Source organism: Solitalea agri, from assembly GCF_023914155.1.
In the GTDB taxonomy this organism is placed as follows: domain Bacteria; phylum Bacteroidota; class Bacteroidia; order Sphingobacteriales; family Sphingobacteriaceae; genus Solitalea; species Solitalea agri.
Window position 1 is genome coordinate 47,770 of sequence record NZ_JAMWYS010000006.1, and the last position, 22,062, is coordinate 69,831.

General features: G+C 38.1%; 15 protein-coding genes. 5 read left to right on the forward strand and 10 right to left on the reverse strand.

Annotated features, from left to right (window positions below):
• Positions 1-31 precede the first annotated feature (31 nt).
• From NF867_RS01585 to NF867_RS01595, 3 genes are all read right to left on the reverse strand, one after another.
• The gene (locus tag NF867_RS01585) at positions 32-757 is read right to left on the reverse strand and encodes an ABC transporter ATP-binding protein (protein ID WP_252585790.1); all 726 of its coding nucleotides are present in this window, start codon (positions 755-757) and stop codon (positions 32-34) included.
• A gap of 94 nt (positions 758-851) precedes the next feature.
• Positions 852-1,136: an Asp-tRNA(Asn)/Glu-tRNA(Gln) amidotransferase subunit GatC gene (gene gatC, locus NF867_RS01590; protein ID WP_252585791.1), complete on the reverse strand. Its 285-nt coding sequence runs from the start codon at positions 1,134-1,136 to the stop codon at positions 852-854.
• Positions 1,078-1,674: a lysophospholipid acyltransferase family protein gene (locus NF867_RS01595; protein WP_341870021.1), complete on the reverse strand. Its 597-nt coding sequence runs from the start codon at positions 1,672-1,674 to the stop codon at positions 1,078-1,080. The genes gatC and NF867_RS01595 overlap by 59 nt, the downstream gene beginning before the upstream one ends.
• 328 nt (positions 1,675-2,002) lie before the next feature.
• Here NF867_RS01595 and trpS point away from each other — a divergent pair, with 328 nt between their 5' ends.
• Positions 2,003-2,998, forward strand: coding sequence for a tryptophan--tRNA ligase (gene trpS / locus NF867_RS01600; RefSeq protein WP_252585793.1), 996 nt, complete (start codon positions 2,003-2,005; stop codon positions 2,996-2,998).
• Between the two features lie 65 nt (positions 2,999-3,063).
• On the forward strand, positions 3,064-3,684 hold the full coding sequence (locus NF867_RS01605) for a deoxynucleoside kinase (RefSeq protein ID WP_252585794.1): 621 nt from the start codon (positions 3,064-3,066) through the stop codon (positions 3,682-3,684).
• Between the two features lie 154 nt (positions 3,685-3,838).
• Here NF867_RS01605 and NF867_RS01610 read toward each other — a convergent pair whose 3' ends face one another.
• From NF867_RS01610 to NF867_RS01620, 3 genes are all read right to left on the reverse strand, one after another.
• Entirely contained in the window at positions 3,839-4,291 is a 453-nt protein-coding gene (locus NF867_RS01610; protein ID WP_252585795.1) for a DUF1572 family protein, read from the reverse strand.
• Between the two features lie 143 nt (positions 4,292-4,434).
• Positions 4,435-5,091, reverse strand: a complete 657-nt coding sequence (locus NF867_RS01615; RefSeq protein ID WP_252585796.1) for a PhzF family phenazine biosynthesis protein — start codon at positions 5,089-5,091, stop codon at positions 4,435-4,437.
• 125 nt (positions 5,092-5,216) lie between these two features.
• Positions 5,217-7,805 (reverse strand): zinc-dependent metalloprotease, encoded by a 2,589-nt coding sequence (locus tag NF867_RS01620; protein ID WP_252585797.1) that lies wholly within the window; start codon positions 7,803-7,805, stop codon positions 5,217-5,219.
• A gap of 368 nt (positions 7,806-8,173) precedes the next feature.
• Here NF867_RS01620 and NF867_RS01625 point away from each other — a divergent pair, with 368 nt between their 5' ends.
• Positions 8,174-10,789, forward strand: coding sequence for a TonB-dependent receptor (locus NF867_RS01625; RefSeq protein WP_252585798.1), 2,616 nt, complete (start codon positions 8,174-8,176; stop codon positions 10,787-10,789).
• 900 nt (positions 10,790-11,689) lie between these two features.
• On the opposite strand, the gene NF867_RS01630 is transcribed toward NF867_RS01625, so the two are convergent.
• Positions 11,690-12,562, reverse strand: a complete 873-nt coding sequence (locus NF867_RS01630) for an endonuclease NucS domain-containing protein (RefSeq protein WP_252585799.1) — start codon at positions 12,560-12,562, stop codon at positions 11,690-11,692.
• A gap of 268 nt (positions 12,563-12,830) precedes the next feature.
• Here NF867_RS01630 and NF867_RS01635 point away from each other — a divergent pair, with 268 nt between their 5' ends.
• Both NF867_RS01635 and NF867_RS01640 read left to right on the forward strand, forming a co-directional pair.
• A complete protein-coding gene (locus tag NF867_RS01635) occupies positions 12,831-13,064 on the forward strand; it encodes a hypothetical protein (RefSeq protein WP_252585800.1) in 234 nt (77 codons plus the stop codon).
• Between the two features lie 166 nt (positions 13,065-13,230).
• Positions 13,231-14,646: a metallopeptidase domain-containing protein gene (locus NF867_RS01640; protein WP_252585801.1), complete on the forward strand. Its 1,416-nt coding sequence runs from the start codon at positions 13,231-13,233 to the stop codon at positions 14,644-14,646.
• Between the two features lie 157 nt (positions 14,647-14,803).
• Here the strand turns inward: NF867_RS01640 and NF867_RS01645 are convergent, their stop codons facing one another.
• From NF867_RS01645 to NF867_RS01655, 3 genes are read right to left on the reverse strand one after another with little or no spacing between them, the layout of a single operon-like run.
• Positions 14,804-16,996, reverse strand: a complete 2,193-nt coding sequence (locus tag NF867_RS01645; protein ID WP_252585802.1) for a glycoside hydrolase family 3 C-terminal domain-containing protein — start codon at positions 16,994-16,996, stop codon at positions 14,804-14,806.
• A 15-nt stretch (positions 16,997-17,011) separates the two neighbouring features.
• Entirely contained in the window at positions 17,012-19,174 is a 2,163-nt protein-coding gene (locus NF867_RS01650; RefSeq protein WP_252585803.1) for a glycoside hydrolase family 3 C-terminal domain-containing protein, read from the reverse strand.
• Positions 19,171-21,507, reverse strand: coding sequence for a glycoside hydrolase family 31 protein (locus NF867_RS01655; RefSeq protein ID WP_252585804.1), 2,337 nt, complete (start codon positions 21,505-21,507; stop codon positions 19,171-19,173). Before NF867_RS01655 ends, NF867_RS01650 begins: the two co-directional genes overlap by 4 nt.
• Positions 21,508-22,062 lie beyond the last annotated feature (555 nt).

The following is a 22,062-nucleotide window of genomic DNA, read 5'->3' on the forward strand; positions in this document are numbered from 1 at the left end:
TATTTAAAAACTATGTAATAAAGTACTTTGCCTATAATATTTCAGCTGCCTCTTTTAAAGCACTACGGATGTTGGTATTCAGGTAATCATCTTCAATTAAACCATCCCGTAAACGAATGATTCGATGAGCATGCTGAGCAATGTCTTCTTCGTGGGTAACTAAAATAATGGTATTCCCTTTTTTATGAATCTCTTCAACTAAACCCATAATCTCAATAGACGTCTTGGTATCAAGGTTACCGGTAGGCTCATCGGCCAAAATAATGGAAGGGTTATTAACCAATGCCCTTGCAACAGCCACACGTTGGCGCTGGCCACCTGAAAGTTCATTTGGTTTGTGACTTACCCGATTGCCCAATCCAACGTCTTCTAAAGCTTTTTGAGCACGAGCATTGCGTTCCTCTTTCTTTATACCAGCGTAAACCAAAGGCAACGCTACATTATCCAATGATGACGAACGTGGTAATAAATTAAATGTTTGAAAAACGAAGCCGATCTCTTTATTTCTTACTTCAGCTAATTCATCATCGGTCATTCGGCTTACATCAGTACCATTTAATACATATTGCCCTTTTGTAGGAGTATCTAAACAACCTAAGATATTCATCAAAGTTGATTTTCCTGAGCCTGAAGGACCCATTAATGCAACAAATTCCCCTTTGTTAATTGTCATGGTTACCGAATTCAAGGCATGAATAACCTCCGAACCGATGACGTATTTTTTACCGATATCTGTAATTGAAATTAAAGCCGACATATTTTTCTATTAGCTGTTAAGTATCAAATCTAAATTAAAAGTAAAGCTTTGGATGTTTGTATGAATAAAATTACAATTCAGCAGTAATTTAGCTCTATTGTTCTATCACTTTAGCCACTTTAAAGAAGTTTTCATCAGCATCAGGAGCGTTTTTCAAGGCTTCCTCGTGGGTAATTTCCTGTTTTATCTCATCCTGACGAAAAGCATTCACCTCATCGGTTAAATACACCAAAGGTTCTACATTGGCAGTATCTAATTCATTCAATTTTTCCATAAACGTCAAGATCCTGTTCATATCAGCCACACTTTCATCGGCGTTTTCAACGTCGAGCCGTGCTAAGTGTGCTATCTTTTCTACTACGTTTCTGTCGATCTTCATATTCGTTTAATTTACTATTTATAACCTGATAAACTTTATTCTTCAACAGTTCGTCATCTTCCACTGTTAAACCTGCAGTTTCAATAGGTTGATGTACAAATATATCAATTACACCCGGACGAGAGCCAAATAGTTTGCCATCGTCGAAGAAAACTTGCCATGCATTTGCAATGGTTACCGGAATAATGGGTATTTGTTGCTCAATTGCTAATCTGAATGCTCCATTTTTAAAATGATGCAGCTTTGGTGGATACCGATCCAAAATGCGTCCTTCAGGAAAAATAATCAAACTCATACCATTGGCAATATTTGCCGCAGCCTTTTTGAATGCGCGATAAGACGAAATTTTGCTTTCGCGCTTAACCGGGATATCTATTGTTTCAAAAAACAGCTTAAAAACAGGATTGCCTTTCAGCTCTTCTTTCCCCATAAAATGGTGATTACCATTACCAAGTAGCAGCATTATCGGGATATCCAGAAAAGAAGTGTGATTAGGGCAAAACACATATATCCCATTTTTACCTAAGGGCTTCTCCACTCTTATTTTCCAAAACATCCCACTTAACAACAAGGGTAAAGCAACATTAATCTTTCTAAAAAAATTAAGGATGGGATAACGTTCTGGCTTACGAGAGTAATAATAAAAAAAGGGATAAAGGAGGTAAAACACTATGGCAGTTAGTGTAAAATAATAGTATAGATGAAGTTTTCTCAATATTGTTTCCACAGGGCCAAATTTATATGATTTACTAGATAGGTTTAAAAGTTTAATTCGAAAAAACACAAAACTTTAAAAAATCGCTAATAGAATGAATAATTACTTCTACTGAAATCAATTTTTCAATCTCTTTTTTTACTTTCGTGCAATGGAAACAGTAGTAAGTGGTATACGTTCTACCGGAAATTTACATTTAGGAAATTACATAGGAGCTGTAAAAAACTTTGTTCAAATGCAGAACGAGTACAACTGCTTCTTTTTTATAGCTGATTATCATTCATTAACAACCCACCCTAACCCGGCCAACCTTCACAGTAGTGTTCGCCAGGTGTTGGTTGAATATTTGGCTGCGGGTATCGATCCTGAGAAAAGCACCATTTACATTCAGTCGGATGTACCTGAAGTAACCGAATTGTATTTGTTGCTGAATATGAATGCCTATTTGGGAGAGTTGCAACGTGCTACTTCATTTAAGGATAAAGTAAGAGCAAATCCAAATAATGTTAATGCCGGTTTATTGACCTACCCTACATTAATGGCCGCCGATATTTTATTGCATCGTGCCACCAAAGTTCCTGTTGGAAAAGATCAGGAGCAGCATTTGGAGATGACCCGCACTTTTGGTAATCGCTTTAATAACATGTACGGGACCGAATATTTCCCAGAATCTTACGCATTTAACTTTGGCTCTAAATTGATCAAAGTTCCTGGATTAGATGGTAAAGGCAAAATGGGCAAATCTGAAGGCGAAGGAAACGCAGTATTTTTGGCTGATTCTCCTGAAGTAATACGCAAAAAAGTAATGCGTGCTTTAACAGATAACGGTCCTACTGAACCAAACTCAAAAAAACCTGATTATATCCAGAATCTTTTTGATTTGATGAAAATGGTTTCGACTAAAGACACTGTTAAACATTTCGATGAGGCATGGAAAAATTGCAATATCCGCTATGGAGATTTGAAAAAGCAATTGGCAGAAGATATGATCACTTTCCTTACTCCTGTTCGTCAAAAAATTGAAGCTATTTCAGCCGATGAAACTTATCTGCGTCAGGTTGCCCGTCATGGAGCAGCCAAAGCCCGTGAAAGCGCGCAGAAAACCATTCAGGACGTAAGAGAGATTATTGGAATTAAGAGATTTTAATCTATAATTCATTAAAAGAGCTTGTCTTCTTAAAGTTTCAAATCGAAAATTAAATCAACTAAACCATGCATATTGCGATTGTTGGAAATATCGGAGCCGGAAAAACCACATTGGCTGAACTGTTAGCTAAACATTATAACTGTGAAGCCTTGTATGAAACGGTTGATGACAATCCATATCTGGAAGATTTTTATAATGACATGAAAAGATGGTCGTTTAATCTTCAGATTTACTTTTTGAACAGTCGATTTAATCAGATTTTGGATATTGATCGTAATAAACGATCGGTTGTGCAAGATCGTACCATCTATGAAGATGCCTACATTTTCGCCGACAATCTTCATGATATGAGCCTGATGACCTCACGCGATTATCAGAACTATCTTTCCATATTTGCTTCAATAAAACAATTTATAAAACCACCTGATCTATTGATCTATTTGCGAGCTTCGGTTCCTACTTTGGTAAATAATATCCAACGTAGAGGCCGTCAATACGAAGCAGGTATTCGTTTAGATTACCTAAGTAAATTGAATGAAAAATACGAAAAGTGGATTGGTGATTATACTGAAGGAAAATTATTGATTATTGACAAAGACAAAGTTGATTTTACCGGTAATCCTGAAGACTTGGGAATTATCATCAATAACATTGAAAAAGAATTCCACGGATTGTTTAAGTTTTAAGACCAGTCTAAAAAACATAAAGTAAAAGCCCTTGAAAACAATCAGGGGCTTTTATTTTTTTCAGACCTCATCAACTAAATTTCACATCGATTCTTACTTAACTACATTATTTAGTTATTATAAATCTACCTTCCCTCCTATGGCTTTGAAGGAGTTAATTTTCGCTTTCAATCAATCGCCGGTGATAGTTTATTTGCCCTAAATGATAGGCTAAATGTGTAGTCAGGTGAACTAGCAGGTATTCAGAGGTGGTCTTTTGATCAAATACTAAAATAGGATATTCGGTTTCCAAAAGGTCTGCATTCAAATTATCCAAGGTTCGATTGACCACTGAAATTGTATCTTCAATTTTTTCCATCAAATCTTTTCTCGAAACATCCTTTAACGAAAACTCCAGCTCCCTGTTTCGTACATAACCGGTATTGCCTAATTCTTTTCCTATATAAGTATTTAAATTACCTATCAGATGTAAACAAAGATTGCCAGCTGAGTTATTTATTTGCCCTTTAACCTTCCAGAGGTCAGCTTCATTAGTGTACAGTTCAATCTCTTCTTTAAGTCTTTTCAAATCTCTGTTGAACAGTACTTTTAAGGTTTCAATTAACATAGTTATAAGATAAATTGACCTTCCAATACAATTAGCGCTTCACCTAAAATGCAAACTTTATCCTGTAAAAGTTCTGTACTCATAATTCCAGTTCTTAATGACGATTGAAAGGCGTTTAGTTTTGTTTTATTCAGTTTTGTTGCCTAGTATTTTGTTAAAAAAGTTTGAACGCCTCCTGTTACGGGATCTTCGTTTGTACCGGCCCAAGGCCAAAAATATCGGTAATGAAAATCAAAATCTTCATTATCTGAAACGGCTGTTACCAACACTCCATTTATTCCGGTATATGAATTTATCAATGCACTAAAATCAGGTGTTAAAGATGCAAGCTGAGAAGCACTTTCGATTTCAATTAAAATGATTTTATTGGTGGCACTGTAGCGTTTATTTACGATTTCGGTAACACCAAGAGCATTCAACATTGTTTGGGGCACGTCAATTTCATCTGTATCATAAACAGGAAATTGCATTTTAATTTTACCACCAACCTTTTCAATAGGCAATTCAACATTGTTAACGTTGGTAAACTTTAAACTATTTAGGGCAGTTGTTTCGAAAAGGATTTTTGCCGAAGCCAATGTTGCATGTCCGCATAATGGTATCTCAATTTTGGGTGTAAAAAAACGGATGCTATAAATATTGTCTGACAAGTGTTTTATAAATGCAGTTTCTGAAAAGCCTATTTCCATTGCTATTTTCTGCATAGTATCATTCGTCAAATCTTTATCAGGAATACAAACAGCGGCAGGGTTTCCTTTAAATTTTTCGGTTGTAAAAGAGTCTACAAAAAATGTCTTCATTATTTAGTTTTTAGGTAGCCGAATTTCTTCGTTTTCATTTGGTTTTTAAGTCCGAAAGGTAGTCTTCTATAATAACAATGTCCAACTGGAATTACCCAATTGGACATTGTTCAGGTATAACTTTATTATTTCACTGCCAATGCTTTTTCAATCATAAAATTAATATACGCCCGATGCGCTTTTGTTTGCTCATCAGGTGAGGCGGCTGTACCAAGACTTGTTTTGATTTTTTTAAGTGAATTGTAAGCTGCCGCTTTTGAAGCGTTATCATAACCGGCGCCTGGAGCACTATTAACTACATTTGTCAATGCTCTAACATACTCAGCTTGCAAGTTCTCGCGGTACAGATTTACCGAAGTTTTTAAATCAGCATTAAAAATGGCTGCTGTCAAATCATTGAAGACTTCTGCAACCGAATAAGTGTTGCCGTACAAACCTGAGTTATTGATACGTGACAAAGTTGTTGGGTGAAAGAATTGAGAAAGAACAGTTTGTTGTACCATTAGAGCTGTACTCTGAGGTTTATAATCCTCCGGATTTCCAAAGAAATTAAACCCACGACGTTGCATCTGCATGTATGGGAATAAATAGCTATCGGCAGCGAAAGCATTAGGAGCAAATACATAAGTGCTTAATACTTCCATTGCTTTTTTCTGCTTTTCTTTAGGTACGGCAGTAAACGGTTTGTTTGGAGAGTTTTGACCAACAAAGCTCCTGTCGACATACACACCGCCAATATAACGACTTACACCAGCAGCCATTCCAAAACGCTGATTTACCAAAATACCATAGCGACTTCTTAATTCAGCAAATGATTGTCCCTGTTTACTGTACTTTTCTTTCAATTTGCCCATCATGGTGTTAACCAATATAAAACGATCTTTAGAATAGGTAATCATATCGCTACTCATATCGTTTATCATTACGCGCGGATCAATACCGTTGCCTGGAGAACGCATGTCATCGGCATCGTTACCAAAAGCTAATTGAGGATCGGTGCTTCTGCTTAAAATTTTATCCAAGCCCGCTTTCTCATTCGATGGAGCAAAAGGTGTGTATCCAAACTGGATAGCCCAAACGTCATATGGCCCTACTTTCGTGGTGTAATAATCACCTTGCTTGCTTCGGTCATTTGCAACGTTAATGGCTGGATAATCCATTACCGAACCCTGCAAACCTATTTTATGCGTAAGCTCCTTATTATTCACTTCAGCAGGACTCAACATTGTACTGGCTTTCATATTATGATTAAGCCCCATGGTGTGTCCCATTTCGTGTAAAATCAGGTAATACAAAAACTGCTTGTGCATTTCTTTAATTTCAGATGATCCTGCTCCCATCATTTCAGCCATACTCATACCAGCTGCCAGTTGGGCCTTTAATTCATTAGCCATGGTACAATAGCTGGCATTTCCTTTTAAGGCTAATGGATGTTTTTCAGGCGCTTCAGTTGCCGGAACTGAATTAAACAAATCATCGAATACAGGAGTAGAACTTCCTGATCGCCATTCAACGGTAATATCGGCACCTAATATTTGTCCGGTGCGAGGGTTTACAAAGCTTGGACCTATAGCACCATACTGAGGATAAGCCGATGATACCCATCGAATCACATTGTAACGAATATCAGCTGGGTCCCAAGTGGCAGTATCCGGCATGATTTTCATTACCACCGCATTCTTAAAACCGGCCTTTTCAAAAGCTTCATTCCACTTCTCCCCTGCTTCAACAATGGTTTGACGATACTCAACCGGAGTTGTATTCTCTACCCACCAAACAATTGGTTCTACCGGTTCGCTGATAGCTGCAGATGGATCTTTCTTCACCAGGTTCCAGCGATTGATCACGTCTTTATAATCAGCAACTTTAACTGTGGTTAAATTATCGACTTCCTGACTGAAATAACCTACGCGAGGATCATCGTATCGTGGACGAAAATCGTTTTTAGGCATTTCTAAGAAGCTATGTTGCATACGCACCCTGGTATATCGTGCATCGGTAATATCTTTACCACCACCATTTAATGGAGCAGGATTATCATATGCCAGATCAACCACCACATCAGTATTATTTGGGTATGAACGAACCTTGCCGTATTTCGATTTTGAAGTATTCAGGTTACCCAGATTGAAAATGGCACCCGGTGGAAGTGATGGCGGTAAAACAGGTTTTACCTGATCAAGCTTTTCGCTTAAGAACAATCCATCAACCGCCACTAAATAACCGTTTGCATCTTCGGCAACAATCTTATCAGAATAAAAGACAGATTCAGCAACATCTACGTCTGCCGCTTTGCTAACAGCATTTGCGGGATCATACCAAAAGCTTGTATTTGCTTGCAAGAATTCCAGTTTATCGTAGGTTTTCTTGATTTTAAACACCCAAGTGGTCCTGATCATGTTTTGGTTAAGAAACAATGAGGTAGGGCCCCCCATCGAGAAACTCTGGTAAATAAACTCCTGACCAAGCTGCTCCTTTTTAATGTAGAGCTGCATAGTACCCTTGGCAGTATCGAGGTATAAGGTAAACAAGCCTTCTGATTTTGCGGAGCCTTTGATTTTATCAGTGATACCAGCTTTTACAGGTGCTTTCTTCACTGTATCGACAGCGGCTGCCTCTTTGTTCTTTTTATCTTTTTTGTGTTGTGCAGAAAGAGAATAACTGCATAATAATACCGGCACCAACAGCCAGATAACATTCTTAAGTGATTTCATACGGTAATTAAGCTTTAGTAGATTGATTGGGCTATAAATAATAAAATGAAAAAATATTTACTAAAAGTTTAAGTTATAGATTAAGCCCAATATAATGAAACGATAATTAAAAGGATATAAGGTTGTTACAAATGATCATTTATAAAGGACAAGAAGGAAGTAATCAGACCATTAATCCATAATCGTTTAGGTACATGATTTAAAACAAATACCTCAAATTTCAATTCAGGAAACTCAAGGACTGTTAAAAAGGTAAAATAAATGATATAGACCCTACTGACTGCAAAACATTGATAGCTTTGTGGTGCCAATTTTTAAAGAAGCTCCCATGCTAATGATTGTTTCTTTAATATTTAACCTAGCCATATATGAGATTTCTTTACCTTTTTTGCCTGCTTGGCATTTTAGGAATTAATGTTAATGCACAGTCGGTTAAACGAGGAGCCGTAAAAGGTAAGATCACCTCTGCTGTTGTGCAAAATGAAACCTTGGAAGGTGCCATTATTTCAGTTATAAACCTGCAAGACTCTGTTGTTGCCGGTAATGCCTTTTCTGACAAAAATGGATTGTATGAAATCAAAGGGTTGGCGTTGGGTAAATACAAAATGGCCGTGAGCTTATACAGCTTTAAGACAGCTACTCACTATTTTTCAATTACTTCCGAGCAACCTTTATATCAAATGGCCGACATAAAACTCGATTCAATGTCTTATTCATTAAAGGAAGTTGAGGTGGTGGCAGAAGCCGTTCCGGTGAGATTAAAAAAAGACACAGTTGAGTTTAATGCATCTTCATTTAAAACCAGGGAAAACGCTGTAGTGGAAGATCTATTAAAAAAACTTCCCGGTGTGGAGGTACAGGCCGATGGAAGTTTGAGCGCTCACGGACAAAAAGTAACGCGAATATTGGTTAATGGAAAGCCTTTCTTTGGAAATGATTTAAAAATGGCTACCCAAAACCTTCCATCAAACATTGTTGATAAGATTCAGGTAATAGACCGGAAGACGGAAAGAGAAGACGCTGATGACAATGAAACCGACAAGGTCATTAACATTACCATCAGAAAAGATAAAAGAAAAGGCTTGTTTGGAAAAACTTCGGGTGGAGGTGGAAACGATGAACGACATGAAGCTAATTTAAACTTAAATCGCTTTAACGACGATCAGCAGATCAGCATAAATACGTCCTCAAGGAATAACCTTATAAGCAATACTCTTTCGGCAGGACTGAATTTTTCCGATCAATTGGGGCCTAAACTTTCATTTTCCGGAAGTTATACATTCAACCAGTCGAAAAATGAAAACGAAAGTCTGTTAAAGCGCAATATCCTCATTCAGGAGCAATCGGTTTATTACCTTGATCAAAGTGAAGGGCAAAATAAGAACACGGGACATGGACTGGGTTTGCAATTAATCTATAAGTTCGATCCCTCAAGTAACTTAACAATATCACCTTCTTTGAATTTTCAGGAAAATAGATCGCAATCCGCCAACCGGTTTGAATCGACTAATTCGATGATGGAAAAAATAAACGATGGGAATAGAAGTACAGAAATGCTTTCCAGATCGCCCAATATTACCAATTCACTTTCATATGAGAAAAAGTTTGCAGAAAAAGGGAGAGCATTGGAACTTACCATTAATAATAAATTCGATGAAACGGACGGCAGCAATTTAAATTCGTCATTTAGTGCTTTTTACCAGAATGAGCCTGTTCAAAACAGTTTTGATCAACAAAAATTAAACGATAACAGCTCTCAAAATCATAACATTTCATTAAACTATACCGAACCTATTCCGAAATTAAAAGGAAAGCTAATTGAGTTTAGCTATCAGTATGGTAACAGGATCGAAAATTCATCAGCCAATACGTTTGATTACAATGAACTTACCGATGCTTATGACCAACAGAACGAATTGTTAAGCAATGTTTATCGCAACCATACCATCTCTAACAAATATGGGATACGTTTAAAAAGCAAGACTAGTAATATTAATTATAGTGTCGGACTTTCTTTGCGTCAAAATGATCTGAGAGGTAAATCGATTACGAAAGATAGCTTATATCGCCAGCAAACACTAAGTATAGTTCCGAGTGCCCTTTTTGACTATAAGGTTTCGAAAACGGCCAGGCTAAACATTTCGTATACAGGAAACTTACGCCAACCCGATATTAAGGATTTACAGCCAGTACCTGATAACAGCAATCCGCTTTATATCCGTTTGGGTAACCCTAATTTAAGTCCCGAGTTCAGCAATTCACTTAACTTAAGGTATAACTCCTATATAACAGGCACGTATATTTCAATTAATGGTACGACGACCGCCAATAAAATAACCTATAATAGCTTTTTTGATGTAGCAACCGGCAAACAAACAAGCCGACCGGAGAATGTTTCGGGCAATTATCAAATCATGGGAAATGTGACTTTCGGAATTCCTATAAACGGAATGAAGAGTTCTCTCAAACCTAAGCTGAATGCTACCACTTCAAGGAATATTACTTTTATCAATGGCAATAAGGTTTCGACTTATGCGCACGTACTGGGCACAGGATTAAGCCTTAATTACAATTGGCAGGAAATATTGGAGCTCAACTTATCCTCTGATTTTAGATATAACCAAACCAATTACGACAACCCTTCATTAAAAAATTTGAATTATGTAACCGCAAACTCATCCATGAAGCTTAGTTGCTATATGCCTAAGAACTTTGTTCTTTCCAGTTCTTTGGGCTTTAACACCAATGCAGGAAGGGTGCAAAATGCCAAACGAAATGCAACCATGCTTGATATGGGTATTTATAAGGAGTTTTTGAAGAATAAAAAGGCGCGTATTACGCTGCAGGGTTTCGACTTATTGAACCAAAGCTCAAGTATTACTCGTACGGTTACCGATAACACCATTGAAGACCGTCAAACCAAAGTGCTCAAACGATATTTCCTGTTAACATTTAGCTGGCAGTTTAATAAGTTTGGGAGTTAAGTATTAATATTTTGCTTTAAATAGATATAGCTTTTACAGTACGCCAAAAAAAATTGTTACTTGATGATGGAAGCACATGTTTACGCGTTTAACTTACCGTTAAAGCCCCTGCGTTTTCAATAAAAACATAACAAAGTAAAAAGCCCCTGAAAATTGTACCTTCAATTCTCAGGGGCTTCTTTTTGGAGTAGTTGTGCTACAGCCACTTGAAATTCGTTTGTTATTATACGTTTGATTTCAATTTCCATTAATTATATCAGCGCGTGTTAGCAGCCGTACTTATTTTGAATACGGCATTAATTCACCAAATATTTAATTACATCTGATATTAGAAATGATGTATGAAGTATCGCAAAAATCAATTGCATCCAAAAAATAGTTGATAAAATAGATTTATCCTAAAACGGTTTACCTTTTAAAAAATAAAACTATTTCAATCACTAATAAAAAAGCGGATAACTTAACCAGAATATTAACGTAGCGAGCTAAAATAAAATTTCTTTTAAATAGCCAGGCTGCTAGGAAAATTAATAGGGCAATAATATTTGTGAAAACAAGTTTTACGAAAATAGTCAAAAGTAAATATACCGGAATTGAATAACTTAATGAAGGTTTCAATTTTGTCGACAAAGCTGAATTAATACATATAATTATTGCAAATGCTATCCAATAATATTTGAAGTCTGTAAGCCTGTTTGTTTTTTTAATAATGTCAATTTTCATATTAGATTATCTTTGGTTGTATGGTTGCTAACGTTTATGTATGAAACGTGGCTGGACTTTCGAAGCGCGTCACTGTCCCACGACACCAAACGTAATTTGAAAAACTAAACTACAAAGTTACACTGAGCCCCAGCCATGTTTTATACATTTTGTTAGCGGTTCATTGTTCTCTCTCATTCATATGAGTGTCTTGATTATGGTCCACTCTTCTGTTGTCACACGAAAGTTTGTCCCCTGTGGTTGCCGTAGTATTCTCATTCCTTGAAGTCCATCAGTTTTCATTATAGTTTCCTTTGTCAGAGGAGAATGAAGTAAACTTTTAATAATTTTCATTTTCACTCTTGTCTTTTCGCCTTCTTTATCAGTAGCGTCAGTCCAATATTTTCTTTCGGGGTCAGGTTCTAACATTAGTTGTGGGTCAGTCAGTATTTCAGTGATTGCATAAATTCCTGCCTCTTTACCCGAAAGCCAAATCATACCAATGTGTCCTTTGCAGATCTCAGTCTTGTGCTGATTTACAAGCCAATGAATACTGTCACCAATTTCATCGTCTGCAAGTGCATTCATAATGTCATAGCGTTGTGGGTTCGCTTGAAATATCCAGATGTTGTCCGCAGATGGAAGAACTGAAATTGTCGTGGTTTGTTGCCTTTGGTCTGTCTGTCGCGACTTGATAAACTGATAATTTACTTGTTCGGCAAGTTGGTTGAGATAATTTATGCCCAACTCTTTACACTCAATGCCAATTGTTTCAAGAAACTTTTTTCTCTCAGGCGGAATGATGTTAGCACACAAAACCAGTTCAACAAAACTGTCGGGGCTTTCTGTTTTAAGAAGTCCGTAATACTCCATTACTTGTCCTGAAGCGTCACGAGAGAGAATGCCTCGTTTAACTTCCACAATGATTTTTCTATTGTGCTTATCTTCAAAAATTATGTCCGCGAAGCACTTGCCAAGTTTGATTTGTTGTCCAACAAGTCGGAAACCAGCGTTTGGAAAAATGATGTCTGGATGTTGCGCGATTAAGTTTTCTATATCTTTCTCAAGCATTGTTTGTCTGTGGTGTGTGTCGTCCTACAATGACCGCTAACTAATTCTTACATACACCCGAGGTGCATGTAAATTTCATATAGTCGAATGTTTTTAAATTGTAGTTGTAAATAGTTCTGGATTCAAATTGCCCTAAAAATAATTATTCTTCCTAATTATTCAAGTCTTACTTTCTTAACCACCCCTATTCCGGTTCTGAAGTGGGTCGAAGCAGTTCAGAAATACCTTTCACATGGTTCTTAAGTGGGATGAGATGCTTCGGATCTGAATGAATCCTGGTTCTAAACCGGGAAGAGGATGCTTGGGTAAGCCCCCTCACATCTCATATAAGCCCGCCGATTGGTTTCCGGACCAGGAACAACCTAGTTCAGAACCTCGTAGCGTTACTACAAAAGCAGTTTTGATGGTGTGGTTTACAGTTTGGAAATGTAAATACGTTGTTGCCCAAGTTGTAATTCAGGTAGTTACACCTATAACACTCAGTAGTTATACCATTGATTAACAAGTAATTAAGCAGTAATTTGGTAGCGATTATTAAAAACCATTTCTTACAGTAGCCTCCATTCATTGTATCATTTTACCTCAAATAATCAGGAGGAACCCTATTATGAACAATCTCCTCCTTTCAATAATTAAACCTCTTTAATTCTATCAATAAACAAAATGTTATGAAAACAATTCCCTCACAAACAGAAACTCAGATGGAAACATTTGAAGAATCTCATCTTTCTATTAAAAGTAGGCATACTCAAGAATTTAACCTTGCCAAGATCATTGCCGAATTAAGAACATACAGAGATAGGGTTATTTCTCCTTGGGCAATTATTCTGGTTCGTTTTAGCGATGATACCGACCCTTTGCCTCCCCTAACAAAATATGAAGACCTTTTTACAAGAAGAGGAAGAGGAGATTTAAATATGGTTGATTTCTTTTATGAGATGTCGCACCATAAAATAGATATATCAGGAAGCAGGGTATTTGGCTGGTATACACTTGATCAGAGAAGAGCTGACTATGTCGGGAATGTATATCCACAACCGGTAGGTAAAATAAACCGAAATGGACTATTGGATGCAGCCAGAGCTAAAGCAATTGCGGCCGGGGTTAACTTAGCAGATTATTCGGGTGTGGTAGTTTCAGGACTGAATGCTGTTGATCTTTGTGGTTGGGTTGGTGGAATGGCAGCCCTTTGTGATTCCTTCTCTTTAAGTCCAAGTTTAATGGGTCAGGAAATGGGGCATGGCTATGGTCTTGACCATGCACGATTAAATGGTTCTACAGAAGATTATAGAGACCCGTGGGATGTTATGAGTACTGCAGCTTATCCATGGATGGAGGCTGATCATTCAGAATTTACGAAGGTTGGACCAGGGTTAAATGCCTGGAGTATGCGATCATTAGGCTGGCTGGATGAAACAAGGGTGTGGTCAACTACTTCAAACGCTTTTGATACAACCATTCAGCTTCGTCCGTTACACAGTCATGAACTTAGCGGCCATTTAGCAGCCCAGATTGGAGAATATCTTATTGAGTTTCGTATACCGGAACGTTGGGACGCAGCTATTCCCCGACCTTGTATTTTAGTGCACCGATTCAACAGTAATCATTCATACTTAATGCCAGCTCACAGTGGCAGCCAGGATATAGTTGCCGGAGATAAATTTCAGGAGGGAATACCTGATCTGTCAATTTTTGGTTATAAATTGGTAGAAGTAGTTCAAATTGACGTAGCAAGTAAAACAGCTATAATAAGACTTCGTCAGCATCCGTCCTCAATAAGAGATATAGAAAAAGAAATAGCTGCAAAAGTATTAGGTGGAATACCAGTTGATGGAGAGGGTTTTATTATCATTGGAGGGAAAATAATCAGAGTACCACCACGTGGCCCAATCACTGAAATAGTAAAACAATTATCAAATTATCTTGAGCTAGACAATTTTACTATTGGCAGGGCTAATGCCATTTCCATACAAAAACAAATTCTTGAATCAATCATTATATCTACAGCTTCTTTACACCAGGAAACATTGCCTTTTTCTGAACACCCTCCAGGATATAACCATAAGAGCTCAGAAAACCACTAATAGAAAATATATATTTTAAGCTTTTAATAAAAAGGAGGTTATCTTGTTTTTTTTAAGACAACCTCCTTTTTTACTAAAAACACTCCAAAACAACAAAACCACCTTTTAGGGGTGATTTCGTTGATTGTTGAATAAACTTAGTTATTATGATTTTTGGTTATTTTGCTGCGTAGACAATTGTTTTTTGTTGTCTGATATCTTTTGAAGAACTTCCTACCAATAAATCGAAATTACCGGCTTCTACTACCCATTTATTTACTTTATCGTTATAATAATGGAATGCTTCATCATTTAATTGGAATACCACTTCTTTTGACTCACCTGGTTTTAAGAATATTTTCTGAAAGGCCTTTAACTCTTTCTCAGGACGTTTCAAAGCTGATTTCTCTTGTTTTACATACAACTGAACCACTTCGGCTCCGGCTACTTTACCGGTATTGGTAATAGTAAGCTTAGCAGTGGCTTTGTCCCCATTCACAGTAACGTTTAAATTATCATATTTAAAAGTGGTATATGATAAACCGCGACCGAATTCAAACTGCGGTGCTACATTGTAAGTATCGAAGTAACGGTAACCCACAAAAATATCTTCATTATAATGAACCACATTATTTTTCCCCGGAAACTCCCCTAACTTATGAGCCGGTGAATCCTGTAATTTTTTAGGGAAAGTCATTGGAAGTTTACCTGATGGATTTACATCGCCAAAAATAACTTTAGCCAATGCATTTCCACCTTCCATACCAGCATACCAACCTTCCAATACACCTTTTGCATCGTCAATCCATTGGCTAACATCAATTGGCCCTCCTCCGGTTAAAACCACAACAGTTTTAGGGTTAGCTTTTAATACCGCTTTAATCAACTCATCCTGACCGAAAGGCATATCCATATTCGGCTTATCAACACCTTCTGCATCATAAGCATTATCATCCCATTTAGAATAGTCATAACCATGGGTCCATCCTACCACCAAAATCGCTGTTTCTGATTTTGCGGCCAAATCAACTGCTTGCTTGATCAATTTTGCGTCAGCTTTCTGTCCTCTGGCAATTTTATAACCTGGAGCATACTCAATTTTAGTAGTGTTACCTACCAGGTTTTTTAAACCCTGTAAAGGCGTAATTTCATATTTAGCCTTAACCTGTGAGCTACCTCCACCCATTGAGTTTGGACGGTCGGCATTAACGCCGATAACAGCAATGGATTTAACACTTTTTTGTAATGGAAGAATATTGCCCTCGTTTTTCAATAATACAATACCTTCTTCAGCCACTTTAAGAGCTGTTGCCTGATGTTCTTTTGTATTAAAGCTTCCTGCCGGACGCTTACCATCAATCATGTTGGTTTTATACATGATGCGTAAGATTCGACGAACTTTCTCATCAATTAATGAAACGGGCACTTTTCCATCTTTTACCAATTTCAAAAGCGAATCGGCCATAAAGAACTTATTATAATTAGGATTAGGCAGCATACTCAGATCAGTGCCCATTTCCAAATCAGTTCCGTTTTTAGCCGCTTCAATTGTATTATGAACCGCTCCCCAATCACTCATGAGTACACCCTGGAAATTCCACTCCCCTTTTAATATTTTGTTCACCAAATAGTCATTATGCGTAGCATATTGACCTCTGAATTTATTATATGAACCCATTACAGTATTCACATCTCCTTCGGTAACAGCAGCTTTAAACCCTGGCAAATAGATTTCGCGCAGAGCACGTTCACTCATGTAAACATCTACAGTATTACGGTCAACCTCTTCGTTATTAGCAGCATAATGTTTCACACAGGCCGAAATACCTTGATCTTGCACCCCTTTAATATACCCAACAACCATTTTAGAGATTAGGTATGGGTCTTCACTCATATACTCAAAGTTGCGACCACATAGCGGCGAACGGATGATGTTAATACCCGGACCAAGGATAACATCTTTACCGCGGTAGTTTGCTTCAGCTCCCAAAACCGATCCGAAAGCATAACCAAGCTCTGGATTCCAGGTTGCGGCCAATGTATTACCGGTAGGTAAATAAGTAGCAGCATCGTCAACATCTTTGTCAACCTTCCAATCGCGGCCATGCTCAACACGCACACCATGCGGTCCGTCTGAAGTTACAATTTCAGGAATACCCAAACGCTCCACACCTGTGGAAGTAAATGAAGAGTTACCATGGATCATCCCCACTTTTTCTTCCAGGGTCATTTCACTGATTAATCTGCTGATTTTTTCTTCAGTGTTACTTGCATCCTTTTCCTTTGCCTGTGTACATCCAAACAGAACAGATGTTGCTACAATTAAAGCAGAATAGCTCCAACACTTTACCGATTTGAACTTATAATTCATATGTAATTAGATAGTTTACTTGTTACTGATCTCTATAGTTTTTTCAAATTTGATATCGGCCGATGAAGCCCCCACCATTAGTTTTATTGCTCCTTCTTCGACTTTAAACTGGTGTAAATTCTCGTCCCAATAAGCCAATGCTTCAACAGGCAATGGAATTACTACTGTTTTAGATTCATTAGGGCTGATAGTTATTCTTTTAAAACCTTTTAGTTCTTTTAAAGGGCGTTTTGTTTTTGAATTGATATGACTCACATACAACTGGACCACCTCATCACCAGAATAGGATCCGGTATTCTTAACATCCACACTAATACTAAGCTGACCACTTGTACTTACCTTAGTTGCACTCAATTTCAAATTTGAATAACTAAACGAGGTATAGCTTTTCCCAAACCCAAAAGGATATAAAGGAGCGCCCTCGAAATACATATAGGTTCTGCCGTGGGTAATATCATAATCCATCATTGGCGGCAATTCATCTAAACTGTTTGGCCATGTTTGCACCAGTCTTCCTGCCGGGTTATAATCGCCAAAAAGTACATCGGCCAAAGCATTACCAAGTTCCTGACTGTTTTGAGCCATATGCAAAATAGCCGGAACGTTTTGCTGCGTCCAGTTGATTGCAAAAGGAAAACTTGAAACTAATACAACGATTGTATTCGGGTTTGCATTATAAACCTGTTTTATTAATTCCTCCTCTGTTAAAGTAAGCGATTTCCGATCAACCGACTCCTTACCTTCTCCGGCATCAGGGCATTGCTCCCAACCTGCATTACAGGTTGGATGATTACCCACAATAACGATGGCTACTTCCGATTTTTTTGCGGCGTTTACAGCTTCATTATTGGAATTATTCTCGGCATAATTTATTTGAATGTTATTCCCTGCTTTAGCCTTGATTCCCTGTAAGGCGGTTACCACATATGGCGGCGTTCCGCTATACCAGTCGAGTAAAACCTGATCGGCTTTACTGCCAATGATTGCCAGTGATTTCAGCGTATTTTTGCTTAGCGGAAGCATATTCCGATCGTTTTTTAACAGCACGATCGATTTTTGGGTAACCTCCCGAACAGCATTTTTATGTTTTTCAGAAAGCCATGGTTCAGGTCCGTCTTTGATTTTCGTATAAGGATTCAACTCTGGAGGATCAAGTAAACCGAGTTTTATCATCACCCTAAAATCTCCCCTGATCACTGTTTCAATATCCTTCTCAGTAATCAGTTTTTTCTCTAACGCCTGTCGAATGGCTGAATCATAATGATCGAGAAATTGGTTGATACCCGCTTTAACTGCTGCAGCCGCTCCTGCGGCGTCATTAGAATAATACTTGTGTGATTTTATTAATAAGCCTAAAGCGCCGCCATCGGTACAAATTATTCCGTTCTGTTTCCATTGATCAACCGCCACATTCTTTAATACCGGATTCACCATCATGGGAATTCCATTCCAAGAATTATAGGAGGCCATAAATGCTCTGGAACCACCCAGCTCCACCCCCATTCTAAACGGTTTCGAGTAGTATTCATGAAACAACTTTTCACTAAAGTCAGATGAGGAGCGATCCCGACCATTTTCATTGCTATTGGCCAAAAAGTGTTTCATTAACGAAGCCGCTTGCCAGTAACGTTTATCATTACCCTGTAAACCTTTGATCATGGCAACAGCCATGGTACCATTAAAAAAAGGATCCTCTCCATAACATTCTTCGGTACGGCCCCAGCGTGGATCCCTGCCCAAATCAACATTAGGTGAACGAATCACTAATGCTCCACGTTCGTATTTATCGCTTTGAAATAAGTAACGGGCCTCGTAACCTTCAATATCGCCTACCTTTTGCAGAGCTTCAGTATCCCAGGTTTCGGCCAGTCCATAAGCTTGCGGAAACTGCGTAGTTGTAATTGGATTTTCACCACCCCACTTCCCCGGCCCGCCAAGAGCTGCGCCATGTAAGCCTTCAATATGGTCGCAACCCTTAATGCCTAACCGAGGAACCGAAGGATTTGTGCTTAAACACTTAATCTTTTCATCAAGCGTAAGCAATGAAATTAGGTTGTCGATACGCTTTTCTACGTCCAAATCAGGGTTTTGAAATGGATATTTGTTCTGCGCACAGCCAACAGAAACCAAAAAAAGGATAAGAGCAATACCAACTAAAGAGACCTTGCTTACTCTCATTTTCCTGCCGACTTGTTATATGCTGTATTCGATTGAATTTCCCACTTAATTGATCCTTTCGACCAATCATCATTTAATTTGAAAGAACCATCCTGATTAGACAATGTAACTTCATGCAGTACATTATCTTTTGGAAGGCAAACAAATCCTTTGCCTTGCTTAGCGTCAGCTGTATAAGCTATTAGCTTCAAAGACGACCAATCCATTTTCATGGTCGATTGTGCCAGTTTAATATGAGGAATTACAGCACCATCTTTTACTAAAATTATCGCTTGAACAGCTCCCGGTGCAATACTTTTCCAGCCACCTTCATAAACAGCTCCGGTTTGATAATCGATCCATTTGCCTGGTGGCAAGTAAACATTACGTTCGGTTACATTTTCTAAAAGGGGAGCTACTAAAATATCTGATCCGAATAAATACTCATCGTCAACTAACCACGATCCGGGATCATTAGGAAACTCCACAAACAAAGCCCTAACCATTGGCAAACCTTTTTCGGTACAAACCTTTGCTTGCGCATAGATATAAGGCATTAGCTGATAACGCATATTATCGGCATTTCTAAAGTAATTGTTAAAGGATTCGCCATATTCCCAAGGTTCTTTAGGGGGCATACCATGACTACGGGTGTGTGATGTTAGAAAGCCGAAAGCCGCCCAACGGCGGTACAGGTCATCAGGAGACTTCTGTACAAATCCACCTATGTCATGACTCCAAAATGAAAATCCTGATAACCCAAATGACAGGCCACCTCTTAACTCTGCAGCCATACCAGTATTGGTATTTTCGGCATCACCGCCCCAATGCAATGGGTAACGCTGACTTCCAGCCCAGGCACTTCGCGCCCAGATAATATTCTCACCATTTACCTGCTTAGTAATGTCTGCAACCGCTTTATTGTATCGCAAAGGGTAAAGGTTATGCTCATAAAAGCCGGTTTTTCCCGAGAAGTATATTCCATTATCAGGAGCGGCCTCACCAAAATCAACTTTTATAGCACCAACCCCCATTTTAAGTAAGCTGGCAATTTTCTCCTGGTACCAGGTTACTGTTGCCGGGTTTGAAAAATCGAGCGTAGCATCTTCATACGGAATATTTCCTTTGGCATCTTTTACCGCCAATCCTTTTTCAATTATTTCTGGGAATAATTTATTTTTTGGAGTGAAGTAAGGCAATTGCCACAACGAAATATGGAATCCATCGGCTTTAAGATCAGTCATCATTTTAGCAGGATCTTTAAAACGATCAGGTGCAAACTTATAGTCGGTGCGCCAATCGGTGGTAAACCATCCGGTATCAAAATGGATCACATCGGCCGGTATCTGATTCTCACGAAGCTTAGCCGCAACATTTCTTCCGTCTTGTTCAGAGAAATAAGTAATACGGCTCATCCAAAAACCAAATGACCATAACGGTGGCATAGAAGCTTTACCTGTTAAGTTGGTATATTCATCCAAAATATCTTTCGGAGCGCCTAAGAACACAAACAGGTCGAGTTCATCATCGCCGATCATTAATGAATTGGCTCCATTGAAATATTTACCAAAATCGCAGGTTATGGGCGATGAAGTATGCATGAACATACCATAACCCCTATTGCTCATAAAAAATGGGATCGGCTTGTACATGGTTTCATTCTGAACACCATTGGCGTCATCGGCCCAAAGCACTACTTTTTGTCCTCTTTTATTAAACTGAGTAAATGACTCACCACAACCGAAAATTTTCTCATCTGGGCCTAATGAAAACACTGCCGACATGCTTCGTGTATAATCACTGGCTCTGCGCACATATGAAAAAGGCAGTACAGGTGTATAAGATGAATCAGCGTTATCTACATGGTGCAACGTTTTAGTAAGGAGTTTTCCTTTCGCATCCCTTATTTCAACGCGCCAAGGGCTTTCCATAATAGTCACCGAACCATAGTCGCTGGCATAGCGATGGCCTCCATTAATTTTACTGTACTTCCATGATTTGGTATCAACTTGCGCTTTACCATTAACCAGCATTAATGACTCCGGATTAGGTTTTACCTGAAATCCTGAACTTGTCCGAATACGAACGGTTTTAGGTGATACAAATTGAATAGAGAATGGTAATGAAGGAGAGGCCTCATATTCTGTTTCAGGGAATTCATTCGCCTTAACAGGTTTCAACACACCCAGCATGTTATCAAATGCCTGACGGGAAGAGTATTCATAACGTTTATAAACGATTTTACCGGTTCCGGTAACCGCATCGAACTGCGACAAACTATCTGCTAAATAATAGGTATTTGAAAAACTTTTAAAATCATCGCTGATATCTACAGGAACGTTTAAAAGTTTCATGGATTGTAATTGCGCGAATGCCGGAGATATAAAAAAAACAGCACCACATACTAAGCTCAGTACCTTTTTCAGGTTATTCTTTTTTATCATAATACATTAACTATTCAGGTTGAAATAGATGCAGTTTATTAAACGCTTAAGACTATAAATGTTTAACAAATGACAACTTGATTAATAAATTGGTTAATGCCTCGAATTTATAGTGATTGGATTACTACAAAGGGGTAACAATGTTAAAGATTAGGGTTAAAGATGTTAACTGAAGATCAGCGATTGGTTTTATCAGCAATAAAAAAACCTGCCGGCATGAAATTACCGACAGGTTATACCGATTTAATTCAACCAACCTAAATGCATGTTTTATTTAATCACATGGAAAACCACGATCATTAATATCAAATCAAACAGATAGCTGTTGGGTTTTGATTTAACTGCTGGATCAGCAGTTTCACCAATTCAAATGTAGGCTGATTTAAGGGTATTGGGGGGAGTGAGATGTTTACATTTAGTGGTTAAGATGTTAACCTGTTGAAAAAACAACATTTCTCGCCTTTA

Excerpts from the sequence above, each read along its gene's own strand:
- NF867_RS01585 (WP_252585790.1), bottom strand. The coding sequence starts at position 757 with ATGTCGGCTTTAATTTCAATTACAGATATCGGTAAAAAATACGTCATC.
- gatC (WP_252585791.1), bottom strand. The coding sequence starts at position 1,136 with ATGAAGATCGACAGAAACGTAGTAGAAAAGATAGCACACTTAGCACGG.
- trpS (WP_252585793.1), top strand. The coding sequence starts at position 2,003 with ATGGAAACAGTAGTAAGTGGTATACGTTCTACCGGAAATTTACATTTA.
- NF867_RS01605 (WP_252585794.1), top strand. The coding sequence starts at position 3,064 with ATGCATATTGCGATTGTTGGAAATATCGGAGCCGGAAAAACCACATTG.
- NF867_RS01610 (WP_252585795.1), bottom strand. The coding sequence starts at position 4,291 with ATGTTAATTGAAACCTTAAAAGTACTGTTCAACAGAGATTTGAAAAGA.
- NF867_RS01615 (WP_252585796.1), bottom strand. The coding sequence starts at position 5,091 with ATGAAGACATTTTTTGTAGACTCTTTTACAACCGAAAAATTTAAAGGA.
- NF867_RS01620 (WP_252585797.1), bottom strand. The coding sequence starts at position 7,805 with ATGAAATCACTTAAGAATGTTATCTGGCTGTTGGTGCCGGTATTATTA.
- NF867_RS01625 (WP_252585798.1), top strand. The coding sequence starts at position 8,174 with ATGAGATTTCTTTACCTTTTTTGCCTGCTTGGCATTTTAGGAATTAAT.
- NF867_RS01630 (WP_252585799.1), bottom strand. The coding sequence starts at position 12,562 with ATGCTTGAGAAAGATATAGAAAACTTAATCGCGCAACATCCAGACATC.
- NF867_RS01635 (WP_252585800.1), top strand. The coding sequence starts at position 12,831 with ATGAATCCTGGTTCTAAACCGGGAAGAGGATGCTTGGGTAAGCCCCCT.
- NF867_RS01640 (WP_252585801.1), top strand. The coding sequence starts at position 13,231 with ATGAAAACAATTCCCTCACAAACAGAAACTCAGATGGAAACATTTGAA.
- NF867_RS01645 (WP_252585802.1), bottom strand. The coding sequence starts at position 16,996 with ATGAATTATAAGTTCAAATCGGTAAAGTGTTGGAGCTATTCTGCTTTA.
- NF867_RS01650 (WP_252585803.1), bottom strand. The coding sequence starts at position 19,174 with ATGAGAGTAAGCAAGGTCTCTTTAGTTGGTATTGCTCTTATCCTTTTT.
- NF867_RS01655 (WP_252585804.1), bottom strand. The coding sequence starts at position 21,507 with ATGAAACTTTTAAACGTTCCTGTAGATATCAGCGATGATTTTAAAAGT.